Origin of the sequence: Photobacterium sp. NCIMB 13483, from assembly GCF_003025475.1 — a bacterium.
GTDB lineage: Bacteria > Pseudomonadota > Gammaproteobacteria > Enterobacterales > Vibrionaceae > Photobacterium > Photobacterium piscicola.
Map to the genome: position 1 here is coordinate 109,554 of NZ_PYLV01000005.1, position 20,998 is coordinate 130,551.

Genomic DNA, 20,998 nt, shown 5'->3' on the forward strand with positions numbered 1-20,998 from the left:
CCTATGCCTTCAGCTGAGCAATCATTGCACACACTTCACGTACATTACCGGCAATCAGCTCCCAGTCATGATTAGTAATTGCCTTGGTTGGTGCAATCCATGTTCCACCACAAGCGATTACTTGTGGAATAGCTAAATACTCACCCAAATTAAGCGGTGTCACACCGCCCGTTGGCATTAACTGAACCTGACTATAAGGCCCAACTAATGATTTAAGCATGTTCACACCACCAGAAGCTTCAGCAGGAAAGAACTTCAGTGCGCTCACACCTAATTCTAATGCTTGCTCAACCAAGCTTGGATTATTCACCCCAGGGATCATTTTGATATTATTGGCTAGGCAATATTTCACCGTGGTTGGATTAAACCCAGGGCTAATAACAAAATCAGCCCCCGCCTCAATAGCTGCATTAACTTGTTCAACCGTTAAAACAGTGCCTGCACATAACACTATCTCAGGATAAGCAGCGCGAATTAAGCGAATAGATTCCGCGGCAGCTGCGGTACGAAAGGTAATTTCAGCAGCAGGCAAACCATTTTCAACTAATATTTTAGCAAGAGGCACAGCATCTGCTGCATGTTCAATTTGAATGACAGGCATAACTCGCAATGCACGCAAACGATCAATCCATTCATTTGTCATCATAATTACTACTCATTAAATCCGTTAAATATTGGGTACATTGCAGAGGAATAACGGCACCGCGATGCTGAATTACTTGAGCGGCAAGATTATTTCCCCACTGACAGCAAGCAATCATTGGCATACCTTTGGCCCATGCCGCTAAATAAGCAGCATTAAAAGAATCCCCTGCGGCTGTTGTATCGATGACAGCATCAATTTTATTACCATCAACCAAACCTTTTTGACCTGCTTGTGACCACATCGCGCCTTTACTGCCTAACTTCACTACCACTTGGCTAACCCCTAAACGGTGCAAGCGATCAGCAATAATGTCTGCGGGAGTATCCAGTTCGCCTCGTAATAAATCTTCATCATCAGCGGTAACTAACGCAATATCAGCCAAGCGATACAATTCTGATAACCATGTTTTTGCATGGGTCACACCATTCCATAATCGTGGCCGATAATTTGAATCAACCGCAATTTTACAACCTGAAGCTTTTAATTTTTCAAGGGCTTCAACGAGCTTAATTTTGCCATGTTCAGGCAAAATAGCCAAAGAGATCCCTGAGAGGTAGATCAAATCATAGTCTTTTAATTGTGCCATAATCTGCGAAAACTGAGCATGTTCACACATATAGCGTGCAGCGGAATCATTGCGCCAATAATGAAAGCTACGCTCTCCTTCGGCATCAATTTCAATGGCGTACATGCCGGGTAATTTATCGCGCTCACGCATCACAAAACGGCAATCAATGCCTTCATGCTGCCATGCATCAATCATGGCGTTACTATAATTATCAATGCCTAATGCGGTGACATAACTAGGGGAACTTTGAGGAAGCAATCGAGAAAGATAAATCGCAGTATTAAGCGTATCGCCACCGAAACTTTGTTGCTGAGTTGCAAAAGGCGCACCACTCAGCTCAATCATGCACTCACCTAAAATGGCAATATTGCGCTTTATTGCTGAAGTTGGAAATGTCATTTTTCCTCACCTATTAACCATTATTCGCTATCAGAAAAAAGGCCATGACGATGAGATATGAAAATCAATCATGGCCAAAAAACATCATCACTCAAAGTTATAAATGTAATGCCAAATAAAGCTGATCAGCTTAAGGGGGAAATGGCATTACATTGTGTCATCCCTGGCGAGAGGTTATAGTCTGTGGCTAATTACGCTTTTCCTTCGCTACCACATACGCGAATTTTATCTTGAATAATTTTCTTCATTGCTGCTTTACCCGGAATAATATAATGACGTGGGTCATTCGCTTCAGGGTGCTCAATAAAGTATTGTTTTACAGCATCAGCAAAGGCGATTTTAAGTTCAGTCGCAACATTCACCTTCGTAATACCGAGTTCGATACAACGACGTACATCAGCATCTGGCACACCTGAAGCGCCATGAAGCACTAATGGTGTATCCGTTTTACTACGAATAATGCCAAGACGATCAAAATCTAATCGCGGTTGCTCTTTATACATACCGTGAGCAGTACCAATAGCAATCGCTAATGAATCAATGCCTGTCGCATTAATAAATTCAACCGCAGCATCAGGATCGGTGTAAAGTGCATCTTTATCTTCAACAATAAGATCATCTTCCTGGCCACCTAAACGACCTAGCTCTGCTTCAACAGAACAATCCCAACCATGACAAAATTGCACGACTTTACGGGTGAGATCAATATTGCCTTCAAAGCTATGATGCGAACCATCAATCATCGCTGATTTAATACCTGCTTCTACTTTAGTACGAATATCACTGAACGACTCATGATGATCCATATGTAGCGCAATTGGCGTTTGATAAATATTTGCCGCTTTAAGACAAATACCCACCAAATAATCAGTGCCCGCGTAAGAATAAGTTCCAGGCGTGCCAGCAAGAATAACGGGAGAACGCATCTCAGCCGCTGTTTCAAGTACAACTTGAATTGTCTCAAGATTATGAATATTAAAAGCAGGAACGGCATAACCGCCTAGCTGCGCTTTCAACAGCATTTCACGCGAAGAAACCAAAAACATAAAAACCCCAAACCTTCCGTTAACTTTCGATTTAGATGATATTCGAAAACAAAAACAAATAAAAAGATCTGAATCACATAAACACTTTCAAATCGAAAATAAATAACAAAATGAAATCAAAAGAAATGAGACATTTTGGATGAATAACAGGTAATGCCTTTACGCAATAAGTTATTCTTCGGCCTTTCCGCTCGTCCTAAAATAGTTTCTAGCCAGTAAGAACGGGCTGATTGGGTCTCTAAACGACGAGATAATGGATTTTGTTCGGTGATATAATCATTTTTAAATATCACTACCACCTCTTTCGTTTCGAAAACGCCAATGACTTGTGCATTAATCGCCTTAAATTCCACATTAAAATTACTTTGTTCAATGGGTAATGGTTGTGGATCTGCTTGCCACAAGCCACATCGATCTCCACAAAATAATGCAATATTCAATGCTCGCAATGACCAGAAACTGCTTGCTGGGCCACTGTAGTTATCAACTAATCGAGTATCATCATCAAACAGCCCTTGTGTTGGCGCGCCATGTTGCATTGCACCATGGCCAATAAAATATTCCAAACTAGTAGCAAAGGCGCGTTGAGCTTCACCAGCAGTAATAGCTTCACTGTGTTGATCTATAGCCATAATCAGAGGTGCGGTGGCGGCAAGACGATAACAGGCACTGCGGCCAAAAAAAGGCAGGCCTTCTGCGGTAAATAAATAGCGATATTGACTGACAAAATCCGCAAGAGCTTGATGAATAAATCCGCTATCAAAACTTGAATCTATTTGATCGAGCCAATAGAGTGAGTAATGAAATCCCCACGCGTTGTAATAATCATAATTCCCTTTCGCACCATCACGGAACCAGCCATCACCCACATGAAACGCTTTAATGCGTTGGTATTTATCCTGTGCAATAGTGTCTTCACCCGTTAATGCCTTAATGACAAATTGCACCGTCAACGGAAAAAGGTGCCAATTATTATCAACCGTTTGACAATGGTTAACTTGTTTAAACCACGTAATAATTTGGGTCTGCTCAGCCGTGTTCATTGGTTGCCAAACATGGTCACGACTCAACCATAGCGCTAACGCTAAATCAGCACTTTCACAAATACGCTGATCATAGTCATGCAATTCCCCCCAATATCCCGCATGCTGAGGGTCGGTTCCTGCTAAAAAAGCATTACGTAACATTGCAATAAGGTCTAATAGCTGACCATTTAGCCCCTCTAGCGGCTGCGAACCATGCTGGCTGACCCATGCAGCTATTGTAGGTAACACTCGACTCGTGCCTTCCATCGCATCGGTACGTGCACTTTGCTGGCTAGGACGCCCCGGATAGTAAGCATGGCTATAGTCCCATACCGCATAATGATCAAACGCTTGTGCAACATAACGCACCAAATATTGGCATTTGTTCTCAATACTCAGCGCATCATTAGTAAAACAGGCCGCCACTGCAGCATCATGATCAGAGTAAGTCGCCGCTTTCATTTTTAAACGCACAAGTCGCTGTTTAAATAACGTCAAATACATTGCCGGTGTTGGATGCTCATAAGGAATAACGGGGCGTTCAGTTGCTTGAATTTGTTTTGCTACATAAGGTAATGGCTCTGTAACATCGGCGGGGGTATTTAACGCCGATTCAGAAAGTGAAATAGCCGCTTGAGTATCATGTATCATTGTTATCCTCCATGAACAATAACGCACTACAGCCATGTTGATAAACGTCAACATAATTGCAGTGCGATAGTGGGTGATTAACCTTTTGCTGATTCCGTTAGCACTTGGTAACGATCTTGTCCCCATGCAACTGGTTTTGGCTTGTCTTTGATCCACTCATAAAAAGCTTGTTTCATTTGCTTCACTTTTTGTGGATATTGCTGAGCAAGATCTTTTGATTCACTTGGATCAAGCTTGTCATTGAATAATTTCACTTTATTGGAGCCATCATCATAGAAATACAATGCCCATTCTTGATCACGAATTGCCCATGAACCTTTTGATAGCTTCTCTAGATTTGGATTGCTAGGAATGTCATTTGACTCATAAGTGATCCACTTCCAGTAACCATGCCAAAATGCATCATTTTCTTCACTGTAATGTTTCGCGCCAGGGCCTGCCCAGTAAATGTATTGGTGTGGAGACTGTGTTGTTTTTCCTTCAAGTACAGGCAAAATATTTTTACCGTCAACCTTCATCTCTTCTGGAATCGCAATCCCAGCAGCACTTAGAGCCGTTGGCAGAATATCTAACGCTGAAATTAAGGTATTATTGGTGCCACCCGCTGGAATATGCTTTGGCCAATAAGCCACAAACGGTACACGCACGCCACCGTTATACATCTGGCCTTTATAGCCACGATCCATACCATTCATTGGCATCGGTGATTCATGTACCGCGCCATTATCAGATAAGAAGAAAATCAATGTATTGTCTAATTCACCCTTCTTCTTCAGCAATTCAACAATTTGTCCAAGCCCTTCATCAGCAGCATTGATCGCCGCAAAATATTTATCCGCTTCAACATTACCGGTATTAAAACGCTCCATATATTTCGCGGGTGACGCTTCTTCTAATGGAATATGCGGCACACTAAAGGCAAGGTTAATAAAGAATGGCTTATCACCACTTTGTTCAATAAATTGCAGTGCTTCATTGGTCAGGTTATGGGTTAAATAACCCGGTGCTGGAATATTTTTACCATTTTGATAAATCGCAGGTGAGTTCCATAATGCGGCACCAGAGGCGTAAAAACTGTAGGAATAATCAAAACCGCGATTCTCAGGTGAATATTCTGTTGGTGTTACAGGGATCTGATTATCGTGATAGTCACGAGTTTTATTATTATCGGCAACGGCATTTTTACTGCTTATTTTTGAATTATGCCACTTACCAATATTGGCAGTATTGTAGCCATTTTCTTGAAATAGAGCGGGAAGTAATTTGATATCTAATGGCACACCTTGAAGTGCATCATCATTACTGTAAGTGCCAAAGCTAGTTGGGTAACGACCGGTAAAAATACCCGCGCGCGAAGGACCACAAACAGGATGAGCCACAAAAGCATTGGTCATTTTTACGCCTTGTTGCGCTAAACTCGCCACCGTTGGCATCGCACGTTTAGCGGCATCGACCATCTTATCAAAATCACCTTGATAGCGAACTGGCACAGGCCGTTCAGCTAAGGTTTTTTTATTCAAACTGTCTAATGCAAAATCTAATTGACCTGTCCCCAAATCATCCATAACCACTAATAATACATTGGGTTGTTTTGCTGTGGCTGTTGTTGGGGCTGCATTTGCTACAGCAGAAGAGGCCATGCAAGCCGCGGCCACAAAACTCGCAATTACCGTCTTCTTCGTCGAGGACAGATTCATTGTATACTCCTTGTAATATACTGCTGTAACACACAGCAATACGTCTTAAAATTCAATTTAATAATCAATGTTATGCTGAGCGTAATTGTGCTAAGTAAGGCAAAGCATCTGCTGCCGTTCCACCTTGTTGAATCGCCTGACTCATCATGTGCATTGCAGGTGCGGTATGGCGGAAAATCTGCTTATAGGAACCACACAGATAATTTTGTTTATGTTTTTCCCCCGCCACACTAACTAGCCGATGCTTAGGGCAACCGCCATAACACAACCCATGAACCTCACATTGCTGACATTGTTGAGTCAACTTTTGCGATTTAGCACTCCCAAAACGCTGTTGTTGTTTACTGGTAGCTAACTTAACCAGTTCGGTGGTGGCAATATTGCCTAGTTTATTAGCGGGATATACATAGTGATCACATGAATAAATATCACCATTGGCTTCTATTACCATTGCTTGACCACATTCTTTTGATTGCACACAAACAGAGGCTGGATAACCAAGCCATGTCGCTAAAATACTGTCAAACATACGTACAAACACAGTGCCAACATCGTGCTGTAACCACTCATCAAACACTTCACTCATAAACTGACCATAACCCTCTGCAGGCACAGAAAAATGGGTTAATGGTGCATCTTTTTGGGGTGAATAATGACCGCTGCTATTGGCTTGATATTGTGTCTGTACTTCAACAATAGGGATGAACTGTAAGTGGCGGGCGCCTAATGAAGTTAAAAAGCGGTAAGTCTCACGGCCTTTGTTCCAATTTTGATCATTGATAACCGTAAGAATATTAAATTCAACTTTATATTCTAAAAGTAATTCAATGGCTTTTTTAACTCGCTCAAAAGTTGGTTTACCGTTGACTGAAATACGATATTTATCATGTACTTCTGGTGTTCCATCAACTGAAACACCAATCAGAAACTTATGTTTGGCAAAAAATTGCGCCCACTGGCGATTAATAGCAACCGCATTAGTTTGAAAACTATTGGTAATATTCTTACCAACGCCATATTGAGCTTGGTATTTAACCACGTTACGGTAAAAATCCAGTCCAGCGAGTGTGGGTTCACCACCCTGCCACGAAAAGTCGATATCAGTACTATTTTGACTTGCAATATAATGTCGAACATACCGTTTAAGAGTGGCATCTGACATTTGATCACTACTTGAAATCGTCGAGCTTGAATCTGTAGCACTTACAGCAGAACCACAACGATTATCATTGACATTACCCACAACCGTTTCTTTTTCTAAATAGAAGCAATAATCACATTTTAAGTTACAACGGTAACTGGTTGGCTTAGCCATCATATGGAAACGTGCTTGTTGAGAATGAAATGAAGACAGCGCCATAGTTAACCTTTTTAAATGCTTTCGAAATACTGATAACCCATAATACGAAAGAAAACGAAAGATTAAAGCGGCAAAGATCACAAACGAATAAAAATGAAAGATAACGCAAGTGTTTTTATCTTATGAAATGGTAAGCGAAAAAAACGCCGTTACTAAGTAGCAATATCTGCAACTTAACAACGGCGATATTAATGACAGAATAATTAATCAGCGGAGACGACTTTCAGCGCGAAGTGGTAGCTTTGACCAACTAATCCTTCTACATTGATCATCAGGTTACCTTGACTATCAAGTTGTAATCGTTGCTCTGCATCACTTTCAACTTGAACAGGCTTTGTTAACTTCATATGTAACGTTGTCTGCGTCTGTAATGGATCACTAACTGCAATCTCTAATTCACGATCATCTTTTTCAATTATTAGTGCCATTTTTGAAAATGCCGTGATTTGCTTGGTGATCATAACGCCTTGTTCTGTCCAGACGTTAGCCGCTGTTACCTCTTCATCTTTATGAATGATAATATGGGCTAAATTATCATTACGACGAACTTTAATTGGCATTTCATCAATAAAATCCTGAACATCGTCTTTATTAGCATTAGGCATAACGACGTATGCATAGTGATCATTTGTCGAAGTTTGCGCTATTTCAGCAGAAACAAAGTTAGCACTCACTTGTCCACTGCGCGTTCCAATATCACTCCAGTCTCCTGTCCTTAGCTGTTGATCAACAGTAACCGTTGTTGGCTTTAGAAATACATAGCTAATATCACTATCATCAAGTTCATCATTACTAAGGGTTAATGTTCGTAATTTCAATAATTGATTTAACTGCGGTTGCCAACGCTTACCATTAACATATAACGTACTACTTCCCCTATCAGCCAACTTTCGATTCATTACTGTGGTGGTAATATCAGCTTGAATAGTTGATTTAATATCAGAGCCTAACATTACGATCTCATCTTCAAACATAAACCATGACTTTTTAGCTGTTAACGTGTTACTCCAATTACTAAACATCATTCCAGCAGCACCAATATCATCAAAACGCACCGAGCCAACCCAATCCATTTGTGTTTGACGACCACCTCGAATTTGATTTCGCTGACCACCACAATCAGACATCAATTGATTATCGACGGTTGTCCCTTCTAAGCGGTAACGGTTTACTGCTGGCCAATAATTCTGATAATGATCAAGCTGACCATTGTAGAGATAGCCCATGCCATCGCCAGTAAACCATCCTTGTTTGTTTTCATTATTCATACACTCAAAATTACCTAACCGACTTGAGTGCATCGCTAAACTAAAGCTCCAATCATTACCACGATAGACAACTCTGTCCATCGCTGGATAGTTAAAGAAACCTTGTAACTGTTGCTCACCATTAATACTGGAATCAGCCACTAATAGTTTTGCTTTTTGGTAATTTCCAACGTGATTAATCGAGGTAAAAAAGTCGAGGGAAGTATCTTGAATAATTTGAGTTTTAATTAAATCTTGTAACCGCAATTTTGTTTGTGGATCAGCACCATCAAGATAATGTAACAGTGAAGCAATCACTAAATGCCCAACCTGATGACCTTGCTCTGTTGGCCGAGATATAGCACGACCGTTCACAAACTCCATCATGGTGCCACGCTCTAATAATGGCGCGTAACTTTTAAAAATAATTGGATAAATATTTTTAAGCACAGGATCAGTAGCTTGCCAAGGTGATCCCGCAACCAAATCTAATTGTGCACCGAGGCCATTAAGTAACACATTGCCGTAAGTACCGTTATAAGCAATATCATAATGCTGTAAAAAGCTACCGTCACTATAAAAGCCATCACTGGTTGTCACTTCCGCCAATACAGGTGATAAAGCAGCAATAGCGGCTTCTATTTCAGCACTATTGTTATCCAAAATACCACGCAAAATAACTACTTGAGTATTATCAGTGCGGTTACCCCCTGTTGATAAACGGTAATGAGGATTACTTGACACATCAGCACCAGGCCCAGCACCTAAATGGGTTGCCTCTGGCGTAAAATAACGGGTTGCTTGAGTATGAGCGGTAATTAGTTGCAGCGGTAATTGGTCATATAACAACACTAAAATATTATGTATATCTTTGGGCGTACCAAGCTCCCAGTGCCACCAATTACCCCATTCTTTAGCACCAACTTTATAATAATGTTGATTTAGAAATGTCATTCCATCGATAACCGCATTTAATAACGCTGAATTATTTTGAAGCGACCCATCACGTAAACGATAAGCTTTTGCCATACTAAATAGCCGCTGGTAAGAGGTTCGAAGATTAGCCCCTAAAACCTTTTTACCTACATCAGTTTGATCATCTAATACCACATCACTCCACAGACTCGTCCGTGTCGATGCGGTTAACATTGATGACCAATATCGATTAGCAGCATTATTAGTTGTAATAACAGTTTGTTTTAAAGTTTCATCAAAGGGAATAGTGGCATCACCAAGAAAGCTCGCCGCCCAACGTTGGCGCAATGCTTGATATTCCACCAGCGATTGTGATTGTTGATGGCTAACAATCAAAGCAGAGTTAGGTTGAGCAAATACAAAGGTAGGTACAATCAATGTCGATAACGCTACGGCAATAGATACCGCTAAATTAGCATGTTTCATTATTCCTTTATCCTTCCGTTATTAATTTTCGTTTAATTACGGTACCGGACAAAATGAAAGCAATAAAGAGTCACTATCACTCTTTTTCGGTTAAAAAATGATCATAACTTCAGTTTTAGCCACAATATCACAACTGAAAGCTGAATATATGTAAGAATGAAAGCAATGACCATTGGTAAACAAACTACATACAACAATCGTACATAGCCTTAAAACGTGCCGCCAGTATGCCAAAAGATACCAATCACCATTGCCATATCCATTAAAAACCCCAAGCTATTCCCAACCCAAATCGGGGGGTTTTTATGAACAAAGCCATATACAGCCCATAATGCTGCTAACAGGGCATAAAGTACCCATGTGGTTAATGATAATCCCAATGCGTGTTCTGTATGAGAAAAGAACAACTTAAACAACTGCGGTAATGTTGCTAAAGGCCCTACGATACCCATTAACAACATAAACGGTTCAAATGCGCTTGCTAAACGTTTAAGACGAGGAATCATTGGCTATCCTTATGTATTTTATTGATAACCTAATAGTATTCAAAAAATACAGTTTAAAACACCCGTTATTACTCATTAATAACAAATCGTGATTAAGATTCACAATATGCACTTTTTTACAGCAACAGCCATTGACTTACTTCGCAATCACACTATTCTGGATAAGAAGAAAATGATGAAATATAGCCAAACTATGGAAGGTGTTAGATGGATTTACTACGCGGTTTATATTTATTACTAGAGTCAATATTTGAATAATGAAGCAACTATTACCCAACCACTAAGCCGTAATTAATTCATTTATTTACGGCTTTTTATCATGCCTCTCTCTGCTGTTAGAAATTGCCCCATGACGGTATACAATTGCCGACAATGCTGTGGTACCACATTTTCTAAATTTAAAAACGCATGTACCATATCAGATACATGATAATGTTGCGCCTCAATACCTTGCTGACGTAATTTATTATAATAAGTAATGCCTTCATCCCGTAACGGACAAAACTCAGTCGTAATCACTAATGTTTCAGGGAAATTCGCACATACTGGTAGCCATAATGGTGATGCCGAGTATCGATTTTGGTTATTTTGAAAGTATTGATCGAAATACCATCGCACTTTATTTATCTGAAGAAAATAATCATTACCATTCATCATCACCGAAGGTGAAGACAATGTATAATCAAGGCTAGGATATATAAGCACTTGTTTACTAATGTGTACCTCGTCATTTTGTACGATAGCACACACGGTTGCCGCCAGAGCGCCACCAGCAGAATCACCGCCAATAGCAAGGTAGGGAATATAATTAACCGCCATATTATTAAGTCGTGAAAAAAGATGTTGTAAGCACAATCGCACATCATTAATCGCAGCGGGATAGGGATATTCGGGAGCTAGACGATAGTCAATCGCCACAATAATATACTGGCAAGCTAAGGCTAATTTACGGCAAATAGGGTCATAAACATCAAGGCTGCCCGCAACATGTCCACCACCATGTAAATACACCAATACAGGTAAGGCTACTTGAGGTTGAGGGTGGTAAACACGAATAGGAACATGTTCAATAATGTCATCAACGACCATATCTATATGTGGTATCTCAGTAATGTATGTTCGAGTTATGGTCGCTAGCCCTGCTCGTACATTGATCGTACTAAATTCAACACCCGCAATCATTGTAGCGGCTAATTCATGATTAAACGCCTGTAACCAGACTGCAAGTGAATCATCTACTTTGCGCATAGATTATCTCGCCTCTCTCAAAGTACCGCTTATTGAGTATGCTATTTTAAATCTCAGCGCTATCTAAAAAAATAGCGATAGTTAAATTATAATCTATTGAGATAACATCATGCTATGTAAGATAAAAAAAAAGATGACAAGCGGGGAAACTTATCATCTAACGGTAATCTACTCACTTATTATTAGCTTGATAAAGTCGAAGCTATTACTTATTCTAATTAACTATCTTGACACTATTTCGAGTCACTAATGTAGGCTCAATTTGAATCACTTGTGTTGCACTTGCCTGATGATCTAAACGGGTTAATAAGGTTTCAACCGCGGCCTGCCCTAAGCGATACTTTGGTTGGTGAATAGTCGTCAACGCTGGCGACATAAATTTAGCAATATGAATGTCATCATAACCAATCACAGATAAATCATCAGGAACACGAATATCACACTCATTAGCCGCATTCATCACCCCTAATGCCATCATGTCATTAGAGACAAAAATAGCACTTGGTAGCACACCATGTTGCTTCATTTTCATAAAGGCATCATAGCCACCTTCACATTCAAAATCGGATTCAATGATCCACTCAGCATGAAAGGTTAAACCCGCCTCATTCATCGCTCGTTTATAACCTTCATAACGCATTTGAGCTTGATGTCTAATCAATGGTCCGGTTATACAGCCAATATCAACATGACCTGATTCAATCAAATATTGGGTTGCCATATAGCCGCCCCGTAGAGAATTATCTTGAATCTTGTCGCTAGTAAACAACATCGGTCCCCAATCCATGACTACAACGGGAATATCAGGATATTGTTCAAAGACATCAATACGTTCACCTTCTAATGATGAACACATTAAGATCAACCCATCAACCCGCTTTTGTAATAAGGTATTGATAGATTCACGCATCCGTTGGTGATCACCTTCAGTATTACACAAAATAAGGCTATACCCATTTTGATAACAACTACGCTCAACACCTTTGACGACTTCACCAAAAAATGGATTAGTTGATGTTGTCACCAACATGCCAAATGTTTTAGTGCGATTAACTTTAAAACTACGCGCCAACACTGATGGCCCGTTATAATGCAGTTCTTTTGCCGCGTTATTAACCCGCTCTGATATTTCATCACTGACAAAGCGGGTTTTATTAATAACATGGCTCACCGTGGATGTAGAAACCCCAGCTAATTTTGCGATATCTTTCATCGTAGCCATGTTGTTGATCCTTGGTGAATAATTACGTTTATTTATTGCTGTGCAAGAAAATCTTCAACCTCTTTACGGGTTGGAATTGATGTTTGAGCACCAAAACGCGTCACGGAAATAGCCGCCGCCGCATGAGCAAATTTGATTGCTGATTCTAAAGCTAAACCATCTAACAAACCAGTCACGAATGCACCGTTAAACGTATCACCCGCCGCCGTTGTATCAGTCACTTCAACGTTAAAGCCTGCAATAATATCTCCACGTCCATCCTGACTTAGCCATACACCTTTAGCGCCAAGGGTAATCATTACCGTTTTAATTCCCTTTGCATGCAGAATATTCGCCGCTTGTTGTGCACTTTCAGCATCAATAACCGTTACCCCAGTCAACACTTCAGCTTCGGTTTCATTGGGGGTGATCATATCCACACATGCTAATAATTCATCAGACAATACGCGCGCTGGTGCCGGATTTAAGATCACAATAGTATTTGCGTCTTTAGCAACTTGCGCCGCTTTTTCAATGCCACATAACGGCGTTTCTAATTGCATCAATAAATAATCAGCATCACGAATACGATCTAAATCAGCTTCAATCGCACTAGCTGTTAACTTTGCGTTCGCTTCAGCAGAAAGACAAATACTGTTCTCACCACAATCAGATACTTGAATCATCGCAATACCAGTGGGGCAATTCGGCTCCATTTTTACGGCCGTAATATCAATGCCATCCATGCGGAAGTTTTCACGAATATTGATTCCAAATGAATCATCTCCTACACAAGCAATAAAGCCGATATCTGCATGTAAACGCGCAGCAGCCACCGCTTGGTTAGCCCCTTTTCCCCCAGGAATAACTTGATAATTACGACCGTGAAGCGTCTCGCCTGGGCGTGGGAAAGAAGGGACTTGCAGAACATGGTCAGCGTTAACACTACCTAATACCACTAACTTATTCATAGGATTTTCCTCGACTCTTTATGAGCCTTTCTAGTAGAACATAACAAAAATGGATGATTTTAATTTTTAGTTAAATAAACTATTAAAATAAAAAATCAAAAGCATCCATTTTACTCTCTCCTATCATCGTTAAATAACATTTAGGAGAGAGTAAACTCTCATTGATAACGATTTAGAACGATTGGCAAATACCCGTACGTACGCTAAAACAACGCTCTTCATTCGGTTGAAGATAAATCAAAGTACCCTTCTCTTTAGCGGCTAAGAAACCTTCAGGTCGACACGTTGCAGGCAATGCAAATGCCGCAACTTGTTGATCACCACTGCACAATAACCATCGCGTCGCACAATTAAAGTCGTGGGTATCAAACTCAGTTTGCAGGTACTTATCAGCATCAATCTGCATCTTAAATACGGCTTTATCAACATAACGAGCAATATCATCCATGCAATACACCACTTCAGGATCATGCATTTCTGGTTGATCTAATATTGAAATCGGTGCTGATGTTTTCAAACCTTCGTTATATGCCAACCACTGTGATGTCGGTTGTACGTGCGCAGGTACACTTTCACGTAACATTAAAGCACTGTCTGGAATATTCTGCGTCATCACTGCATTTTCAACATATGTGGCGTTAATGTGACACATATACTGCAACGGCATATTCACAGAGGCAAGGTTTTTCACCGCCATGTTAATATCAAAAAGGCTGGCATCTTTATTCAACTGCACTGAAGGCGTCGCTAAATAGTGATCACCAAATCCCATTACATATTCATAAGAGCCTTTGATAACAACACTATCATTATCAATTTCTAACCACGCAGTATCCATTGTTGCGCAAGGCATTTCGCCATGTAATACATGATCATCTTGTGGCGATGGGCACCCCATACGAATCATGCCAGCATGAAAAGCAAAACACCCATAAGTTTCAACGACTGTTTTGGCAAACTTTGGTTCAGAGAACATATTTTTCATGCACAAATCAGTATTCAAAAACTGGGCATCCCAAATCATCTGTCCCATAAACGGTAATACGACTAAATGCCCTTTTGCATTTTTAATTTCAACAGCATGCACACCTGAATTATATAGAAAGCTATGGATCTCAAAATGTTCAGACTGAGCGATCAAGGTTCTCTGTTTCGTGAAATTTTCTTTATATAACGGTAAGGTAAACATATTTAATTCCTCCAAAAACTGACCACCCATGATTGAATGGTCATAACAGAACATTACGCTTTAGCAGCCACAAAATTGAATTGTTGTTTGTATTTCTTCTCATTCATGAAGTAAACAAATACCACAGCAAAACACAATGCACTTACAATGAAAGAAGACTGTAGGCCAATATTATCGGCAAGTAGACCTTGAATCACAGGAATAGCCGCACCACCGATAATAGACATCACCACAAAACCACCCGCTGTTTCTGTGTAACGTGTATCAACAGATTGTAAGGTAGAAGCAAAAATTGTAGCCCAGCAAGGTGCAAACAAGGCTGACGTACCCACTGCAACCCAAACAGCGCTGAAATTAGGAATAAAGGTGACATACATCAAGCAAAGAAAGCCGATTGCTGAGTAGCCCATTAATACATTTTCTTGTGCCGTTTTAGTGAATAAGTAGTTTGCTAATAACTTACCTAAGAAGTACATAATGAAGGCATACAATAAGTAGTTAGCCGCATCATGCTCAACCATATTATGATCTAACTCTAACGCCAAACGAATGGTGAATGACCATACTGCTACCTGCATACCAACATAAGCAAACTGAGTCGCAATACCTTTAAAGAAACGTTTATTGCCCATTAAGTAAGACAATGTCTCACCAAACGATGGCTGATTATCTTTACTGTCTGTCGTTGCTTTACAGTTAGGGTATTCAGTAATCGCAATTAAGATAGCGATAGTTGCTATCACACCGACTAGCCATTTGTACGGTTCTAATGTTTGTTGTAATACTTGGTATTTAAATGCTTCAAGTTCAGGACCAGTTAACGTTGCCATCATATGACCAACATCAACACCTTCTTGGAAAATTAAATGTTTACCCAGTAATAAACCAATAATGTAGCCCATCGCATTGATCGTATGAGAAACGTTTAAACGTAATGTTGCACGCTCAGGCTCACCAATCATTGCAGAGTAGGTATTACATGATGTTTCAAGGAACGATAGTCCAATCGCAATACAAAAAATTGCGGCTAAGAACATGGTATATGTACCGGCATGAGATGCAGGGAAGAACATCAAACAGCCAAAAATATACAATGCTAAACCTAATAAAATCGCTAATTTATAAGAGGTTTTTTTCACAACCATCGAGGCTGGAATAGCCACTAAAAAGTAAGCGCCATAAAACGCTGACTGTACTAGTGCGGAAGCAAAATTAGACAGATCAAAAATTGATTTAAATTGCGTAATCAATACATCGTTCAGAGCAGCCGCCGCAGACCAAAGCGCAAAAACTGATGATAATAATAAAAATTGGAATATCGGTGTTCTATTTAAAAAACCATCAGCATGTTGAATTGTATTATTCTTAATAAACATAATTTATCTTCCATAAATAATCACTCTAATCAAAGAGCATGATTTTTCTTGGTTTTAGATTTCGTTTGCTTGATAAGCGTTAAATCTTTCAATCGAAGGATAAGAGGACTGCGTCCCTTTTTCGGTAACGGAAAGCCCCGCAAAAATAGATGCCTTTTCCAATGCTGATGTCACATCCCCTGTTTGAGTAAAGAAATGTGAAAAACAACCGATAAACGCGTCTCCTGCACCTGATGTATCAACCGCATTCACGTTAATTGGTTTAGCAAGATACTCACCCGTCTTAGATATCCACAGTGAACCTCGCGATCCCATCGTCACAATCAAATTCTTTAAACCATGTTCAAATAACATATTCGCGGCTTGATTGATCTCTTCAATCGTTGAAACCGGTTTACCCGTTAATATTTCAAGTTCAGTTTCATTCGGTACAAAAAAATCACATTTACAAACATATTCTAGAGATAATTCAGGAATGGCTGGCGCGGGATTAAGTAAAACAGTGATGTTGTGTTTTTGACCAAAATCAATTGCGTAATAAACCGTTTCTAGAGGTACTTCTAGTTGCAATACAATCATATCGACAGTTTTTAATTCCGTCTCTGCGCTATCGATATCTGCCGGAGTCAGGTAATTGTTTGCCCCTTTTACAATTAAAATAGAATTTTGTGATGTGGTTGTATTAACAAAAATAGGCGCAACGCCGGTGCTAACACCACTCACACTCGTCACAAATTTTGTATCTATGTGTTGGCTGCGATAATTTGCTAAGCTCATTGCTGCAAATTGGTCATCACCCACTTTTGATACCATTAATACTTGTGCGCCCAATTTAGCCGCAGCAACCGCTTGGTTAGCACCTTTACCACCATTACCAATAGCAAAAGCGGCGGCTTCAAGTGTTTCACCACATTTAGCAACACGATCACCATAAGTAATTAAATCAACATTGGTCGAACCAATAACCGCTATCTTTTTCATATCAAATATCTTCTAGTTACGTTAAACAAATAAACGAGGATCACTGCCCCAATAATTTAAAAAACGACACCGGTTTGGAAAATAACATTGGCATACGGTGTATATTCTCCTGTTCTCACAACCGCACGGCTTTGCGCTGTACGTTGCTTAAATTCCTCATGAGATAAATATGAAATATGAATCGGCTTAGCTGTTGTTGTACTTTCTTGATCTAAAATAGCTAACAATGCTTGATGATGTTCAGGACTGATTTCAGCAAACTCAGCGGCCATAATAACCCCTTCAATTTGTGATTCAGATAACATTACTTTCACTGTATCAAGAAAACTTGGTACGCCATGAGTTAACGCAAGATCGATGCGTTTTACATGTTGAGGTATCGGTAAGCCTGCATCACAAATAGTAATTTCATCTGTGTGTCCTAGTGTTGCCACAAGGTATGAAAGCTCTGCATTAATTAGCGTCGTTTTTTTCATTTGGTAGACCTTCTCGTTACACGTTATACCGCTCAAATTTTCTGTCTTAGAATTGATATTTTTAAGTGACAGAAAAACACATCGAAACGTTTCGATGTGAATAATAAACGGCCTCAGTAATTTCACCAGTGCGAAATAGATAAGGTGTGAGAATGATCGCTTTCAACGCAAATAAAAGACCCAAAATATCTATTTGGCTCACAGTTTCACCATCGAAACGTTTCGATAAAATAATAAAGCCATGAGATATAACAACGGATAAGCCCCAAATAACATAAAAACACTAATATAATGATTTATAAAATAAAAAAGCCATATCCAATCATGAATATGGCTTTCTTTATCTGAATATTTTATAAAATAACGTGCTTATACGCGTCGATAAGGTAAGTATACCGGTTCCCACATATGCTCAGATAATGCTTGCTTCAAATCTTTATCTCGTAAATGGCAACAAGCATCCGTTGCTTGCATCTGAGTTAAAATTGAATGAGCCACATGAACAGACACTGCTTTCAACGCACTAATACGAGGGTAAATACAACCTCTGGCAATATCTTCATCACTCACACACTCAGCAAGTGCATAAGATGCCGTAGTAAACATATCTTGAGTGATTTTTTCCGTTTGCGACACAATCGACGCTAATCCGACCCCAGGGAAAATAAATACATTATTGCCTTGTCCAATACGGTATTGATGGCCATTATATTCAACATCAGAGAACGGGCTCCCCGTTGCGACAATGGCTTGTCCATCACTCCAATGATAAATCGCTTCAGGGATAGCCTCACAATTAGCAGTAGGATTAGAGAGTGGGAATATAATCGGTCGTGGTGTGTATTCCATCATCTTTTGAATATGTTCCGCCATAAACGCGCCACCAATACCACTTGCACCTAATAATACCGTGACGGGATGATTATTAATAAGCTCGGTTAAACTTATTTTACCCAACTCAGCGGCATGCCACCCAGCAGAAATTGAACGTGATTTAGCATAGCGACGTTTATAATCATCTAGACCATCACGATCATCAAACACCACACCTTGAGAGTCGAGAATAAAAATTTTCGCTCGCGCAGAATGATGAGTACAGCCTTCTTTTAGTAGCCCAGCATAAATCTGATCAGCAACCCCCACGCCACCAGCGCCAGCTCCATAGATCACATAAGTTTGATCCACTAAGCGCTCTTGCTTTATCTTACATGCCCCTAAAATACCCGCTAATACAACTGAGCCCGTACCTTGAATATCATCATTAAACGACGGCAAGCTATCTTCATAATCACTCAGATTATCAAACGCATTGGCTTTACTAAAATCTTCCCATTGCAAGACTGCTTTTGGAAAATGCCGTTTAACTTGTTGTACGAATGTTTTAATAAAGCGTTTATAGGCATCACCACGAAGACGTTTACGTGAAATACCCAAATACATAGGATCATCAAGCAACTCTTGGTTATCAGTACCGACATCTAATACTATCGGTAAACAATGTGCGGGGTGGATCCCTGCCCCTAAAGTATAAAGTGATAACTTACCAATCGGGATCCCCATACCGCCAACCCCCTGATCGCCAATACCTAAAATACCTTGGCTATCAGTTACAACAATAATTTTGATATCTTTGCCCATAAAATGACGAGACATCTCACCCATTGCACTTACGTTTTCTTCGGTAATATATAGCCCACGCGCTTTTTGATAGCGATGGCTAAATTCTTGGCAAGCTTTACCTACCGTTGGGGTATAAATGATGGGAGTCATTTCTTCTACATGACGTGAGAGTAACGCATAAAAAAGGGTTTCATTACGATCTTGAAGTGAGCGTAAAAAGAGGTATTTTTCAATATCAGTGGAAGCACTGCTAAAGCCGTCATAGACACGGTTAAGTTGATCATCAAACGTTTGTACTCGCGGGGGTAATAATCCCGTCAATTGAAAAGCATCGCGCTCTTCTTGAGTAAAAGCCGTACTTTTATTTAAAGTGCGATCATTGAGTAACTCGGTGCCCGTTAATGACACAGGACGAAACACTTTCCCTTGCGAATCTTTCCATCTGAGGTACTTACCGATAGTCATATTCTATCTCCGTGTATAACAACAATAGCCCACACACTTTATGATCACAGATAACCATAACGACTGTTATTCGTAATGATAAAGCCATAATATAAAATTAAGTGTATATCCAACCACTTTATAAAAATGTGAACAGCCGCATTTTTAACCATATTGATAGTTAAAAAACGTGAAAATGATATGTTTGTTATACAAAGAAACTAATCAATAAGATATCACTTGAATTTGTTGATCAATCACGATGATTACTTTTATTCAGTATTAAAGATTTTCGCGCCTAATCGCGACTTTATCACAACAAAAAGGCGTAATTTTTAGATTATCACGTGCCTGTAGATCGGCATCACTATAAAGTTGATATTTTAACCGCTGAAAAAAGCCATTCTTATAATTAACACCAACAGTGCTGATAATGGTCAATATTTGCTGAAATTCAATATATCTAAAATCATAAATCAACTGCAATTTATGTGATGAACTCACTTTCGCAGATCGAATATATTGGTTGGCCTTCAATATGGCTAACATCGCTTCAATACTCGCATTGGAGCCTATGATATAACAACAACGATGATGAGGCTGTATAACTATTGAAGGTTTCATTCGTTTGACCTTATTGCCAATAAGATGCAATTAACAACAATACAAAAATCGCAGCAATAAACTTCAATAATAACCCCAAGCTTGCCCCGCCTTTGGGGGCTTTATTACAACAGCTCATCTTGACCTCTATTCACTATTAACGATGCTTGAGTTGCATCATAAAGGTTACATCGAGGGGAAGGTCAAGCTGGTAAAATTAAGAGCGTTACGTCGCTACTGCGCAACCTAAATCACTGCCCCATGTACGCAACTTCTTAGTACCAAACAATAAAATAAAAATCACAGCAACGATCAGTAACTTACCAATACTAATTTCACTCAT

At 39.8% G+C, this 20,998-nt stretch carries 17 protein-coding genes and 1 pseudogene; all 18 read right to left on the reverse strand.

What is annotated here, in order from left to right:
* Position 1 precedes the first annotated feature (1 nt).
* A complete protein-coding gene (locus C9I86_RS06290; RefSeq protein ID WP_158258925.1) occupies positions 2-646 on the reverse strand; it encodes a bifunctional 4-hydroxy-2-oxoglutarate aldolase/2-dehydro-3-deoxy-phosphogluconate aldolase in 645 nt (214 codons plus the stop codon).
* Positions 633-1,613 carry a sugar kinase gene (locus C9I86_RS06295; protein ID WP_107275940.1) on the reverse strand — a complete coding sequence of 327 codons (981 nt, stop codon included), beginning with the start codon at positions 1,611-1,613 and terminating at the stop codon, positions 633-635. The genes C9I86_RS06290 and C9I86_RS06295 overlap by 14 nt, the downstream gene beginning before the upstream one ends.
* A 191-nt stretch (positions 1,614-1,804) precedes the next feature.
* Positions 1,805-2,659 carry a tagatose bisphosphate family class II aldolase gene (locus tag C9I86_RS06300; protein WP_045036245.1) on the reverse strand — a complete coding sequence of 285 codons (855 nt, stop codon included), beginning with the start codon at positions 2,657-2,659 and terminating at the stop codon, positions 1,805-1,807.
* Between the two features lie 116 nt (positions 2,660-2,775).
* Positions 2,776-4,335, reverse strand: a complete 1,560-nt coding sequence (locus C9I86_RS06305; RefSeq protein ID WP_107275941.1) for a DUF2264 domain-containing protein — start codon at positions 4,333-4,335, stop codon at positions 2,776-2,778.
* A 77-nt stretch (positions 4,336-4,412) separates the two neighbouring features.
* On the reverse strand, positions 4,413-6,032 hold the full coding sequence (locus tag C9I86_RS06310) for a sulfatase (RefSeq protein ID WP_080155485.1): 1,620 nt from the start codon (positions 6,030-6,032) through the stop codon (positions 4,413-4,415).
* Positions 6,033-6,102: 70 nt separating this feature from the next.
* Positions 6,103-7,392 carry an anaerobic sulfatase maturase gene (locus tag C9I86_RS06315; protein WP_158258926.1) on the reverse strand — a complete coding sequence of 430 codons (1,290 nt, stop codon included), beginning with the start codon at positions 7,390-7,392 and terminating at the stop codon, positions 6,103-6,105.
* 203 nt (positions 7,393-7,595) lie between these two features.
* Complete coding sequence (locus C9I86_RS06320; RefSeq protein ID WP_107275942.1) at positions 7,596-10,040, reverse strand: polysaccharide lyase 8 family protein; 2,445 nt, start codon at positions 10,038-10,040, stop codon at positions 7,596-7,598.
* A gap of 209 nt (positions 10,041-10,249) precedes the next feature.
* Positions 10,250-10,546 carry a SemiSWEET transporter gene (locus tag C9I86_RS06325; RefSeq protein ID WP_080155483.1) on the reverse strand — a complete coding sequence of 99 codons (297 nt, stop codon included), beginning with the start codon at positions 10,544-10,546 and terminating at the stop codon, positions 10,250-10,252.
* A 300-nt stretch (positions 10,547-10,846) separates the two neighbouring features.
* Positions 10,847-11,794 carry an alpha/beta hydrolase gene (locus C9I86_RS06330; RefSeq protein WP_080155482.1) on the reverse strand — a complete coding sequence of 316 codons (948 nt, stop codon included), beginning with the start codon at positions 11,792-11,794 and terminating at the stop codon, positions 10,847-10,849.
* Positions 11,795-12,008: 214 nt separating this feature from the next.
* The gene (locus C9I86_RS06335; RefSeq protein WP_080155481.1) at positions 12,009-13,016 is read right to left on the reverse strand and encodes a substrate-binding domain-containing protein; all 1,008 of its coding nucleotides are present in this window, start codon (positions 13,014-13,016) and stop codon (positions 12,009-12,011) included.
* 32 nt (positions 13,017-13,048) lie between these two features.
* Entirely contained in the window at positions 13,049-13,966 is a 918-nt protein-coding gene (rbsK, locus tag C9I86_RS06340) for a ribokinase (protein ID WP_107275943.1), read from the reverse strand.
* A gap of 172 nt (positions 13,967-14,138) precedes the next feature.
* Positions 14,139-15,155: an aldose 1-epimerase family protein gene (locus C9I86_RS06345; RefSeq protein ID WP_107275944.1), complete on the reverse strand. Its 1,017-nt coding sequence runs from the start codon at positions 15,153-15,155 to the stop codon at positions 14,139-14,141.
* A 53-nt stretch (positions 15,156-15,208) separates the two neighbouring features.
* Positions 15,209-16,531 carry an L-fucose:H+ symporter permease gene (gene fucP, locus C9I86_RS06350; RefSeq protein WP_107275945.1) on the reverse strand — a complete coding sequence of 441 codons (1,323 nt, stop codon included), beginning with the start codon at positions 16,529-16,531 and terminating at the stop codon, positions 15,209-15,211.
* A 54-nt stretch (positions 16,532-16,585) separates the two neighbouring features.
* A complete protein-coding gene (rbsK, locus tag C9I86_RS06355) occupies positions 16,586-17,512 on the reverse strand; it encodes a ribokinase (RefSeq protein ID WP_080155477.1) in 927 nt (308 codons plus the stop codon).
* A gap of 56 nt (positions 17,513-17,568) precedes the next feature.
* A complete protein-coding gene (rbsD, locus tag C9I86_RS06360) occupies positions 17,569-17,988 on the reverse strand; it encodes a D-ribose pyranase (RefSeq protein WP_080155476.1) in 420 nt (139 codons plus the stop codon).
* Between the two features lie 369 nt (positions 17,989-18,357).
* Entirely contained in the window at positions 18,358-20,073 is a 1,716-nt protein-coding gene (locus C9I86_RS06365) for an NAD-dependent malic enzyme (RefSeq protein ID WP_080155475.1), read from the reverse strand.
* A gap of 261 nt (positions 20,074-20,334) precedes the next feature.
* Positions 20,335-20,676, reverse strand: coding sequence for a hypothetical protein (locus C9I86_RS06370; protein ID WP_107275946.1), 342 nt, complete (start codon positions 20,674-20,676; stop codon positions 20,335-20,337).
* Between the two features lie 214 nt (positions 20,677-20,890).
* Positions 20,891-20,998 (reverse strand): annotated as a pseudogene (locus tag C9I86_RS06375) (twin-arginine translocase TatA/TatE family subunit); the annotation flags it as partial.